The sequence below is a fragment of the Streptomyces sp. SAS_281 genome (genome assembly GCF_052542855.1).
Map to the genome: position 1 here is coordinate 130,975 of NZ_JBMNDO010000004.1, position 10,953 is coordinate 141,927.

Genomic DNA, 10,953 nt, shown 5'->3' on the forward strand with positions numbered 1-10,953 from the left:
GCGGAAGGACGAGACGTGGATCTGGCCCTGCTACGCACCTTCGTCACCGTCCACCGAGCCGGCTCGTTCACCCGCGCCGCCGCGCTCCTGGGCCTCTCCCAGCCTGCTGTGACTTCCCAGATACGGACCCTGGAACGGCAGCTGGGCCGTCCGCTTTTCCTGCGCAGGGCCCGGGGGGTGACCCCCACAACGATCGGCGACGAACTCGCCCATCGGGCCGCTCCGCATCTGGACGCGCTGGTCGAGATCACCGAGACCGGCCTCGATGAGGAGTCGGGCGTACGGACCCTGCATCTGGCGGGCCCGCCGGAGTTTCTCTCCTTGCGTGTCCTGCCCGCGCTCACACCGCTGATCGCCCAGGGCCTCGCCCTGCGCGGTTCGTTCTCCGCGGACACGGACGAGACCCTGGAGGGCCTGGCCGCCGGGCACCACGACCTGGCCGTCGTGACGGCCCGGCCGCGCGGCGAGCTGCTCACCGCCACCCCGCTCTGCGACGAGGAGCACGTCCTGGTCGCCGCCCCCCGGTGGGCAGGGCGGCTGGCGCCGGGCACGCTGCGGCGCAACGGGCCCGTGGTCCTGGAGCACCTGCCTGTGGTGGAGGTGCACGAGAGCCTGCCGCTCGTCTCCCGCTACTGGGCCGCCGTCTTCGACCGAGCGCCCGCGACCGCCGGTGCCGTGATCGCCCCGGATCTGCGGGCGGTCCTGGAGTGCGCGGCCGCCGGTGCCGGGCTGGCCGTGCTGCCGCGCTATCTGTGCGAGGACGCGCTGGAACGCGGCGAGGTGGTGGCGCTTCTCGACCCTCCCGTCCCGCCCCTGCGCACCTACTTCCTGACCGCGCGGACCGGCACGCTCGCGCTTCCGCATCTCGCCCGGGCGCACGAATGGCTGCTGCGGGCGGCGGTCGACTGGTGACCACAGGAGCGCCGGACAGCGCCCCGGTGTTTCAGAACGGGTCCCATGGGCCACGCTTCTGCCATGACCGAACGTCCTGTGGTCAAGCGCACCGCACGCGCCATCCTGCTCGACGGCGACGACCTCGTCCTCATCAAGCGCACCAAGCCCGGGGTGGATCCGTACTGGCTCACGCCGGGTGGCGGGGTCGAGCCCGAGGACGCCACCGTTGTCGACGCTCTGCACCGGGAGGTGGACGAGGAGCTGGGCGCCAAGATCACCGACGTGGTGCCCTGCTTCGTCGACACCGTGGAACACATCGAGGAGGGCGGCGTCAAGGGCGTCAAGGTCCAGCACTTCTTCGTGTGCCGCCTCGACTCCATGGACCTGTCCCTGCGCCACGGCCCCGAGATCGACGCCCCCTGCGGCGAATACGACGTCGTACGCGTGCCCTTCAGCCGGGTCGGCATCGCCGCGGTGCACCTCGTACCGCTGTCGTTGCGGCACTATCTGGACGGCAACATCGAGGGGGTCCGGGCGTTGCACGCCGCCGACCTGGGCTGATGCCGATCGGCTCGTACGGCTCCGGGCCCGCCGCCGGGTCCCACCGGCTCGGACGACGGCGGCTCTCGCATCACGCCGCCCGGCCTCCCGCCCCACGCGGGCCCGTCTGGGCCATGCCGGCTTTCCCGCCTGTCCGTGTTTCACGTGAAACCGTTCGCGGCCAAGGCCCTGGCTCGTTTTTTTCGCTGCGGGACGCGGCCAGTTCCGGTAAAGCGGTGGACGGGCGATCAACGGTCGGAGAGCCTGGCCCGTATGCCCAGCTCATTGCCCCGCCCGCTGTCCGATCTCCCCATCCGGCGCCTCACCCGGGACGACCTGGTCGCCTGTGCCGATCTCAGCGAGGACCGGGGCTGGCCGCGCGACGAGGAGCGCTGGACGCTGCTGCTCGCCGCCGGGACGGGCTACGGCATCGATGACCCCGACAGCAAGGGCCTGATGGCGAGCTGCGTGGTGCTCTCGTACGGACCCGAGATGGCCGCCGTCGGCATGCTGCTGGTCGCCGGACGCCATGCCCGGCGCGGGGTCGGCCGGTACCTGATGCGACGGGTGATCGAGGCCGCCGGGGAGACCCCGCTCAGCCTCCACGCGACGGCTTCGGGCCGCCCCCTCTACGAAGAGCTCGGATTCGCGCCGTCGGGGCGCACCATCCGCCTGAGCGGGGCTCTCCGGCCGGCTGTGGCAGCGGGGTCTGAGACTCTCGGCGGCCCCGAGACCGTCATCCGGTCTGCGTCCGCCCACGATCTGCGGGCCGTGGTGCGGTTGGACTCGCTCGTCTTCGGACTCGACCGCACGCACCTGCTGACCCGGCTCCCGACGTTCGCCGACCACCTGCGGGTCGCCGAGGAGGACGGCGAGCTGACCGGGTTCGCCGCGCTCTCGCCGAGCGGGGCGAACCATGCCGTCGGGCCGCTGATCGCCAAGGACACGTCCACGGCGAAGCTGCTTGTGGCCTCGCTGGCCAGGGCAACGGACCGGCCGCTGCGCGTGGACGTCGATGCCCGCCACGAGGAACTGCTGGACTGGCTCGGACGCTGTGGACTGCGGTCGGACTCGGAGACGACGGTGATGTCCCTCGGCGGGCGCCGGCACACGGACTGGCACCGGTACTTCGCGCCCTTCAGCCTGGCCACGGGCTGACCCTCCGGAATCAGGTCCGGGGCTCGGGGACCACCGTCGGCTCGGGGGTGTGGGTGACGACGAGGCGACTCGGTGCGGCTGCACGGCGCTCCAGCGCACTGGAGGCGAGGGCGAGGACCAGAGCCGATGCGGCGAGCACCGCTCCGACCCAGTTGGGGGCCGTGTAACCGAGGCCGGCACCAATGACGATCCCGCCGAGCCAGGCCGCGAGTGCGTTGCCGAGGTTGAAGGCTCCGATGTTCATGGCGGAGGCCAGCGTCGGGGCGTCCACCGCCTGGTCGAGCACCCGCTTCTGGAGCGGAGGCACGGTCGCGAAGCCGAAGGCACCGATCAGGACGAGAGTGACCGCCGCCGCGACCTTGTTGTGGGCGGTCAGCGTGAAGAGGGCCAGGACCAGGGCGAGGCCGCTCAGTGACACGGAGAGCATGAGCGTCGGGCGGCGGTCGGCGTACCTGCCGCCGGCCAGGTTCCCGCCGACCATGCCGAGACCGAAGAGGACCAGCAGCCAGGTGACGGCGGAGGCCGAGTATCCGGCGGTCTCCGTCATCATCGGCGTGATGTAGGTGATCGCCGCGAAGACGCCGCCGAATCCGAGGACCGTCATCGCCATGGCTAGCAGGACCTGCACGTTGCGGAAGGCTGCGATTTCCTGCCGCAGCCTGATGCCCTCCGCGCGGGGCTGTTCCGGGACGAGACGGGCAACGCCGAGCAGCCCGAGTACGCCCAGCGCGGCGACGAGGAGGAACGTGACCCGCCAGCCGGCGTGCTGTCCGATGTAGGTGCCCACCGGTACCCCGACGACGTTGGCGACGGTGAGCCCGGTGAACATCAGGGCGATGGCACCCGCCTTCTTCTGTGGTGCGACCAGATCGGCCGCCACAACCGCTCCGATACCGAAGAAGGCACCGTGGGCGAGCGAGGCGATCACACGGCCGGCGACCATCACTTCGAAGACCGGGGCGGCCGCGGTGACCACATTGCCGACGATGAACAGGCCCATGAGGATCATCAGCATCCGCTTGCGGCTGACCTTCGTGCCGAGGGCGGTCATCAGCGGCGCCCCGAGCACGACGCCGAGCGCGTAGCCCGTGGCCAGGAAGCCCGCGGCCGGGATGGACACGTGAAACTCTGCGGCCACCTCGGGAAGCAGGCCCATGACCACGAACTCGGTGGTCCCGATACCGAATGCCCCGATGGCCAGGGCGAGGAGTGCGAGCGGCATGGGTTCCCTTCCCAGACAATTGCCATTGCGCCTTACGAGCGTAGACAATAATTGCAGACGCGCTTTAATTGCAAGCGCCGACTATTGCGGCCGTCGGCTACTCTGGTCATAAGCAGCTCCGGCACGGAGGAGAGACCATGACAGCCACGGACCCGGCCCTGACCGCCCTCTCCCAGGGCTGGATCGCGCTGTCCCTGCTCCACGGCAAGATCGAGACCCGCGTCGAGCGGGCCCTGCAGAGCGGCCACGACCTGAGCGTGCGCGAGTACTCCCTGCTGGACGTGCTCAGCCGACAGCACAGCGGCCCGGGCGGGCACCTGCAGATGAAGCAGGTGGCGGACGCCGTCGGGCTGAGCCAGAGCGCCACCACGCGGCTGGTCACCCGCCTCGAGGACCGGGGGCTGCTGACCCGGTATCTCTGTGACACCGACCGCCGGGGCATCTACACCGACGTCACCCCCGACGGACTCACTCTGCTCTCCGAGGCCCGGCCCACCAACGACCGCGCCCTGCGCAGCGCGCTCGACGAGGCCGCCGAGAATCCCGAACTGGCCCCGCTCGTACGGGCTGTCGAGGAACTGAAGGCAGTGCCTGCCTAGAGCCCGAACCTCCGGCCCAGCCCCTGCCGACTGCGTAGGCTGCGGATCATGAGCGATCTGGACATACGCCGCGCGACCGCTGACGATCTGGCCGAGATCGTGGCCCTGCTCGCCGACGACCCGCTGGGTGCCCAGCGGGAGTCGCCGGACGACCTCGCGCCCTACCGGGCAGCGCTCCGGCGGCTGGCCGAAGACCCGAATCAGCGCATGATGGTCGCCGTGCGCGAGGAGCGCGTCGTCGGAACCCTGCAACTGACGGTGATTCCGGGGCTGTCCCGGCGCGGTTCGACCCGGTCCATGATCGAGGGCGTCCGCGTCCACGCGGACGAACGGGGAAGCGGTCTCGGCACCCGGCTGATCCAGTGGGCGGTGGACGAATCACGTCGCCAGGGCTGCCAACTGGTGCAGCTCACCTCCGACGTGTCCCGGACCGACGCGCATCGCTTCTACGAGCGGCTGGGGTTCGTCGCCAGCCATGTGGGCTTCAAGCTCGCCCTCTAGCCTGCCGCATCCGACCTGCCTGCCGCGTTCTTGAGGAGCCGACGTGCAACGCATCAGTGACGAAGAGCGGCGGATCCGCATCGCCCGACGCCATCTGCTGGTCCCCGGTGAGAGGGTGTCGTCCCCCGTCGCGGTGGCCGATGCCCTCGTCGCGCTCCACGCGACCGACGCGGCCACCGTCTTCCTCTCGGCCTGTGCCAGGCTCGCCGAGCCCGCCGTAGCCGAGGTCGAGCAGTCTCTCTACGAAGACGTCTCCCTGGTCCGGATGCTTTCCATGCGCAACACCCTCTTCGTCGTGTCCGCCGAGATGGCCCCGCATGTCGAGGCGGCGAACGCGCGCGCTGTGGCCGCCAAGGAGCGCCGCACTCTGCTCAAGCATCTCCGCGAGGACGGCAACGGCCTGGACGAACGGTGGCTCGACGAGACCGAAAGGAGTGCCCTCGCCTTCCTGGACGGCAGCGGCCCCGTCTCGGGCAGCGAGCTCGCCGCCGGCGTGGCCGCCCTTCGGACAAAGATCACCGTCTTTCCCGGTAAGAAGCAGGAAGCGGTCCAGGGCGTAGCGACCCGGGTGATCCGGGTCCTGGCCGCCGAGGGGCGGATCCGCAGGGACCGGCCACGGGGCTCCTGGACATCCAGCCAGTTCCGCTGGGCCCCGGCCCGCCCGCGGCCCGTGGAGGAGACCGCTCCGGCCCAGGCGGAACTGGCCCTGCGCTGGCTCCGGGCGTACGGTCCGGGCACCGAGGCCGACCTGAAGTGGTGGACCGGCTGGGGCACCCGCGAGGTCCGTACCGCTCTCGCGGCGGTCGGAGCCGTGGAAGTACGGCTCGACAACGGGGCTCCGGCCTGGGTCGCCCCCGGAGACACGGAGCCCGACCCCACCCACGCCCCCTGGGCGGCCCTGCTGCCCGCGCTCGACCCGAGCGGCATGGGCTGGGCGGACCGTGGCTTCCATCTGCCGGCCGAACACCGGGCAGCCCTCTTCGACCGCTCGGGCAACATCGGCCCCACGGTGTGGTGGGGCGGCCGGATCGTGGGGGGCTGGGCCCAACGTGGCAACGGTGAGCTCATCTGGCGGCTGCTGACCGATCCGGGCCGGGAGGCCACGGCGGCGATCGAGGCCGAGGCTGCCCGGCTGGCGGGTTGGGTGGGGGAAGCCCGGATCACCCCACGCTTCCGAACCCCGCTGGAAAGGGAGTTGACGGCCTGAGCCGCTGTGCTGCCCGTTTCACGTGAAACGGGCAGCATCTGTTCCGGGCGCCTCCGACCGCGTTCAGTTCCCCAGGCCGCGCCACCCCTCCTCGTCCACGCCGCCCGGAACCGGTGCCGCGGGGTCGTACGGCTCACGCGTGAAGACGAAAGACCCCAGATCGAGGTGGCTCACGGTGCCGTCCGCGTTCCGCACGACCCGGAGCGTCTCCCCCGCGTAGTAGCCATCCAGGCCGACCCACGTGCCGTCGGGGCGGGCGGCGAAGCGGGCACCCCGGCCCTGGCCGTTCACCTGCCGCAGTTCCAGCCCGCGATCGGCGGTCAGCCTCAGGATGTTGGGGCGCGTGGCCCAGTACCAAGGCCCGGTCAGGGCGAGAAGTTCGGCGTCCACCTCGGGCAGCGGGCGCCATGGCTCAGGGATGCGCGGCTCGGCCTCGGCGACGATGTCCACGAGGTCGGCGGCAACCTCGCCGATCACCACCCCGGACGTCGCGTTGACGAGCACCACGGCAGCGACATCGTCCTCGGCGCTGACCCAGAGGGCGGCCAGGAATCCGGGGAGCGAACCCGTGTGCCCGATGAAGGTACGGCCCTTACGCCTGACCAGTTGCAGTCCCAGGCCGTAGTGATCGGCCCACTCGCCGGGCGCGGGCGCGGCCGACGGCTGCTTCATCTCCTCCACCGACGCTGCGCCGAGCACCCGGTCGTCGCCCTCTACGAGGAAGGCCGCGAAGCGGAGCAGATCCGCTGTCGTGGACCAGAGCTGTCCGGCGGGCGCCATGAGCCCCAGGTCCTCCGCCGGTTCGGGAAGCAAGGCGTCCGCCCAGGGATGTACTGCCCAGCCGCCGGCGTGCGGAGCCTGCGGAAGAGAACTGGTCCGGTGCATACCGAGGGGTTCCAGCACCTCGGCATGCAGCGCCTCCTCCCAGGACGCCCCGCGCACGGCCTCGACCAGCGAACCGAGCAGCGTGTAGCCCGGGTTGGAGTAGTGGTGCCGGTTGCCGGGCGGATGCATCGCGACCTGATCATCGAGCACGTTCGCGAGCGTGGGCCGCAGACTGCCGGGGGTCCGCTCCCACCAGGGCGCGGTCGTCTCCGCTCCGAGCCCCGCACTGTGGCCGAGCAGCTGGCGGATGGTCACGTCGCCCGCGCCGGTGCCTGGCAGGTGCTTCTCCAGCGGATCCGCCAGGTCGAGAAGCCCTTCGTCACGCAGCCGCATCACCAGGACAGCGGTAAAGGTCTTGGTGAGGGAACCGATCCTGAACTGCGTGTCGGAGTCCGGGGCATGACCGTCGACGCAGCTGCGCGCACCCTCCCAGACCACCTGTCCCTGCCGTTGGACGGCGGCGGCCAGAGAGGGGGTGCGCCCTTCGGCCTGAGCTGTGGCGACGCGGTGCAGCAGGGACCGCCGGGTGCCGGGAAGCAACTGTTCAACTGGGAAAGTCATCGTCAACAACTACCGCCCGCTCCGGCGTATGGCGACTCCATTTCCCGGCCCGGTGCCGGTCAGGTCTGCGCCATGTCCACGAAGCGGGAGTAGTGGCCCTGGAAGGCGACGGTGATCGTCGCCGTGGGGCCGTTACGGTGCTTGGCCACGATCAGGTCCGCCTCGCCGGCGCGCGGCGACTCCTTCTCGTATGCGTCCTCGCGGTGCAGCAGGATCACCATGTCGGCGTCCTGCTCGATGGAGCCGGACTCACGGAGGTCGGAGACCATCGGCTTCTTGTCCGTGCGCTGCTCGGGACCACGGTTCAGCTGGGAGAGCGCGATGACCGGCAGCTGCAGCTCCTTGGCCAGAAGCTTGAGGTTTCGCGACATGTCGGAGACCTCCTGCTGACGGCTCTCGGCGCGCTTCGAACCGCCGGACTGCATCAGCTGGAGATAGTCGATGACCACCAGTTTGAGGTCGTTGCGCTGCTTGAGGCGACGGCACTTGGCCCTGATCTCCATCATGGAGAGGTTGGGGGAGTCGTCGATGTAGAGCGGGGCCGCGGAGACGTCCGGCATCCGCCTGGCCAGCCGCGTCCAGTCCTCATCGGTCATCGTGCCGGAACGCATGTGATGCAGGGCCACCCGCGCCTCGGCGGACAGGAGACGCATCGCGATCTCGTTCCGCCCCATTTCCAGGGAGAAGATCACGCTGGGCATGTTGCTCTTGATCGAGCAGGCGCGCGCGAAGTCCAGGGCGAGGGTCGACTTACCCATGGCGGGGCGGGCCGCGATGACGACCATCTGGCCCGGGTGCAGACCGTTGGTCAGGGCGTCGAGGTCGGTGAACCCGGTGGGTACGCCCGTCATCTCGCCACTGCGGGAGCCGATCGCCTCGATCTCGTCCAGGGCTCCTTCCATGATGTCGCCGAGCGGCAGGTAGTCCTCGCTGGTCCGCTGCTCGGTGACGGCGTAGATCTCCGCCTGGGCCGAGTTCACGATGTCGTCGACATCGCCGTCGGCCGCGTACCCCATCTGCGTGATCTTCGTACCGGCTTCCACGAGCCGCCGCAGGACCGCGCGCTCGTGAACGATCTCCGCGTAGTACGAGGCGTTGGCGGCCGTCGGCACCGATTGGACGAGGGTGTGCAGATACGGGGCCCCGCCCACCTTGGTGATCTCGCCGCGCTTGACCAGTTCGGCGGCCACGGTGATCGGGTCGGCGGGCTCGCCCTTGGCGTAGAGGTCGAGGATCGCCTGATAAACGGTCTCGTGCGCGGGGCGGTAGAAGTCGTGGCCCTTGATGATCTCCACGACGTCGGCGATGGCGTCCTTGGACAAGAGCATGCCGCCGAGCACGGACTGCTCCGCGTCCAGATCCTGGGGCGGGACCCGCTCGAAGCCCGCAGAACCGCCTTCCCAGTCCTGCGACTCGCGACCGCGGTCGTGGCGGTCGCCACGGTCCCGGTCCTCACCCCTGCGCTGGCGGGATACGGGCAGCCGGTCGCCGGGGCCGGTGTCCGCCCAGGGGTCGTCCAAGGGTTCGGGAATGCTCATCCGGCCACCTCCTCCCGTCCGCTCCGCGGACCTAGCCGTGCTTCTCTTTCTTACGGCACGGCACCGACAAACAAGACCCCCGACTCCGGTTCCGGTGTGTCGAGTTCTGCGGTGCCGCAGAGCCGAAACAGGGTGGGGGCGCCGGACTACGGTAGGCGGCTCTGCACCGTCAGCCAATCTGGTTATCCACAGGCCCTGTGGACGAGGGAGCAGATGCTGTGGAGAACCCGCCGGAACCTGTGCACGGACCGGGGGACAGCACTGTGGACAAACTCATAGAGCCGCCGCAAAGACCCCTGTGACCTGCCCTTTTCCCATCCACTGGCTGTGGGGGAGAAAAAGTTGGGCGGTGGGGGCGAGATCACCGCGTGTCCTGCACAAGAGTTACCCACAGGGAAGCAAATGTAAGGACCCACAGCTGATTGCATCTGTTACCTGTGGAAGATTAGATTGGCTGCCATGATCCAGCCACCGGGAACCCCGTCTTCCCGCCGTCGACGGCACGACCGCGAGATCATCGCGCTCGCCGTCCCGGCCTTCGGCGCGCTCGTGGCCGAGCCGCTGTTCGTGATGGTCGACAGTGCGATCGTCGGCCATCTCGGCACCCCTCAGCTGGCCGGACTGGCGGTCGCCGCCGCCCTTCTGACGACCGCGGTGAGCATCTTCGTCTTCCTCGCGTACGCCACCACCGCAGCGGTCGCCCGCCGGGTGGGCGCCGGCGATCTCGCCTCCGCGATCCGGCAGGGCATGGACGGCATCTGGCTGGCGCTCCTGCTCGGAGTCGCCGTCATCGCCCTGACGCTCCCCTTCGCCCCCTGGCTCACCGAGGTGTTCGGCGCCTCCGCCACAGCGGCGCCCCACGCCATCACCTATCTCCGGATCTCCAGCCTCGGCATCCCCGCGATGCTGGTGGTGATGGCCGCGACCGGCGTGCTCCGGGGCCTGCAGGACACCCGCACGCCGCTCTACGTCGCCATCGGCGGTTTCGCCGCCAACGCAGCCCTCAACGCCGGCCTCGTCTACGGTGCCGGCCTGGGCATCGCCGGATCCGCCTGGGGCACCGTCATCGCCCAGCTCGCGATGGCAGCGGCGTATCTGGTCGTCGTCGTCCGGGGTGCCCGACGCCACGGCGCGTCCCTGCGCCCCGACGTTGCGGGCATAAGGGCCTGCGCCCAGGCGGGCGCCCCCCTCCTGGTCCGTACGCTGTCGCTGCGGGCGGTCCTGCTCATCGCCACGGCGGTCGCTGCCAGGCTCGGCGACACCGATATCGCCGCCCACCAGATCATCCTCTCCCTGTGGAGCCTGATGGCCTTCGCCCTCGACGCCATCGCCATCGCCGGGCAGGCCATCATCGGACGCTATCTGGGCGCGGACGACGCTCAGGGCGCGCGCGAGGCGTGTCGCCGGATGGTGGAGTGGGGAATCGCGTCCGGTGTGGTCCTGGGCGTGCTGATCGTCCTGGCCCGCCCCTTGTTCGTCCCCTTGTTCACCAGCGACACGGCGGTGCGGGACGCCTTGCTGCCCGCCCTCCTGGTGGTGGCGGCCACCCAGCCGGTCGCCGGCGTCGTTTTCGTCCTGGACGGCGTACTGATGGGCGCCGGCGACGGACCGTACCTGGCTTGGGCCATGCTCGTGACGCTGGCCGTCTTCGCTCCCGCGGCCCTCCTGGTCCCCACCCTGGGCGGCGGGCTCGGTGCACTGTGGTGTGCGATGGCACTGATGATGATCGTGCGGATGGCGACGCTCTGGCTTCGTACCCGCTCGGGAAAGTGGCTGGTCACCGGCGCGACGCGATAGCCGCCCCGGGACGTTTCACGTGAAACGGCGAAGGGCCGCACCCCGGAGATC

Annotated in this window: 10 protein-coding genes; 7 read left to right on the forward strand and 3 right to left on the reverse strand. The window is 70.2% G+C overall.

Features of this window, described 5'->3' with window-relative positions; genetic code table 11:
• Positions 1–15 precede the first annotated feature (15 nt).
• From ACN6LM_RS03395 to ACN6LM_RS03405, 3 genes are all read left to right on the forward strand, one after another.
• Positions 16–912: a LysR family transcriptional regulator gene (locus tag ACN6LM_RS03395; protein ID WP_445063758.1), complete on the forward strand. Its 897-nt coding sequence runs from the start codon at positions 16–18 to the stop codon at positions 910–912.
• A 63-nt stretch (positions 913–975) separates the two neighbouring features.
• Positions 976–1,455 (forward strand): NUDIX domain-containing protein, encoded by a 480-nt coding sequence (locus ACN6LM_RS03400; RefSeq protein ID WP_143617542.1) that lies wholly within the window; start codon positions 976–978, stop codon positions 1,453–1,455.
• 252 nt (positions 1,456–1,707) lie between these two features.
• Positions 1,708–2,592, forward strand: coding sequence for a GNAT family N-acetyltransferase (locus tag ACN6LM_RS03405; protein ID WP_445063759.1), 885 nt, complete (start codon positions 1,708–1,710; stop codon positions 2,590–2,592).
• 10 nt (positions 2,593–2,602) lie between these two features.
• Here ACN6LM_RS03405 and ACN6LM_RS03410 read toward each other — a convergent pair whose 3' ends face one another.
• Positions 2,603–3,814, reverse strand: a complete 1,212-nt coding sequence (locus tag ACN6LM_RS03410; protein WP_445063760.1) for an MFS transporter — start codon at positions 3,812–3,814, stop codon at positions 2,603–2,605.
• 137 nt (positions 3,815–3,951) lie between these two features.
• Here ACN6LM_RS03410 and ACN6LM_RS03415 point away from each other — a divergent pair, with 137 nt between their 5' ends.
• From ACN6LM_RS03415 to ACN6LM_RS03425, 3 genes are read left to right on the forward strand one after another with little or no spacing between them, the layout of a single operon-like run.
• Entirely contained in the window at positions 3,952–4,413 is a 462-nt protein-coding gene (locus ACN6LM_RS03415; RefSeq protein ID WP_445063761.1) for a MarR family winged helix-turn-helix transcriptional regulator, read from the forward strand.
• A gap of 48 nt (positions 4,414–4,461) precedes the next feature.
• On the forward strand, positions 4,462–4,914 hold the full coding sequence (locus ACN6LM_RS03420) for a GNAT family N-acetyltransferase (protein ID WP_445063762.1): 453 nt from the start codon (positions 4,462–4,464) through the stop codon (positions 4,912–4,914).
• 43 nt (positions 4,915–4,957) lie between these two features.
• Complete coding sequence (locus tag ACN6LM_RS03425; protein ID WP_445063763.1) at positions 4,958–6,121, forward strand: winged helix DNA-binding domain-containing protein; 1,164 nt, start codon at positions 4,958–4,960, stop codon at positions 6,119–6,121.
• Positions 6,122–6,184: 63 nt separating this feature from the next.
• On the opposite strand, the gene ACN6LM_RS03430 is transcribed toward ACN6LM_RS03425, so the two are convergent.
• Complete coding sequence (locus ACN6LM_RS03430) at positions 6,185–7,567, reverse strand: serine hydrolase domain-containing protein (RefSeq protein WP_445063764.1); 1,383 nt, start codon at positions 7,565–7,567, stop codon at positions 6,185–6,187.
• Between the two features lie 59 nt (positions 7,568–7,626).
• Positions 7,627–9,105, reverse strand: coding sequence for a replicative DNA helicase (dnaB, locus tag ACN6LM_RS03435; RefSeq protein ID WP_445063765.1), 1,479 nt, complete (start codon positions 9,103–9,105; stop codon positions 7,627–7,629).
• Between the two features lie 459 nt (positions 9,106–9,564).
• Between dnaB and ACN6LM_RS03440 the strand changes: the two genes are divergently transcribed.
• A complete protein-coding gene (locus tag ACN6LM_RS03440; protein ID WP_445063766.1) occupies positions 9,565–10,902 on the forward strand; it encodes an MATE family efflux transporter in 1,338 nt (445 codons plus the stop codon).
• Positions 10,903–10,953 lie beyond the last annotated feature (51 nt).

Bases quoted from the DNA above. Each gene is read 5' to 3' on its own strand.
- ACN6LM_RS03400 (WP_143617542.1), top strand. From the start codon at position 976: ATGACCGAACGTCCTGTGGTCAAGCGCACCGCACGCGCCATCCTGCTC.
- ACN6LM_RS03405 (WP_445063759.1), top strand. From the start codon at position 1,708: ATGCCCAGCTCATTGCCCCGCCCGCTGTCCGATCTCCCCATCCGGCGC.
- ACN6LM_RS03410 (WP_445063760.1), bottom strand. From the start codon at position 3,814: ATGCCGCTCGCACTCCTCGCCCTGGCCATCGGGGCATTCGGTATCGGG.
- ACN6LM_RS03415 (WP_445063761.1), top strand. From the start codon at position 3,952: ATGACAGCCACGGACCCGGCCCTGACCGCCCTCTCCCAGGGCTGGATC.
- ACN6LM_RS03420 (WP_445063762.1), top strand. From the start codon at position 4,462: ATGAGCGATCTGGACATACGCCGCGCGACCGCTGACGATCTGGCCGAG.
- ACN6LM_RS03430 (WP_445063764.1), bottom strand. From the start codon at position 7,567: ATGACTTTCCCAGTTGAACAGTTGCTTCCCGGCACCCGGCGGTCCCTG.
- dnaB (WP_445063765.1), bottom strand. From the start codon at position 9,105: ATGAGCATTCCCGAACCCTTGGACGACCCCTGGGCGGACACCGGCCCC.
- ACN6LM_RS03440 (WP_445063766.1), top strand. From the start codon at position 9,565: ATGATCCAGCCACCGGGAACCCCGTCTTCCCGCCGTCGACGGCACGAC.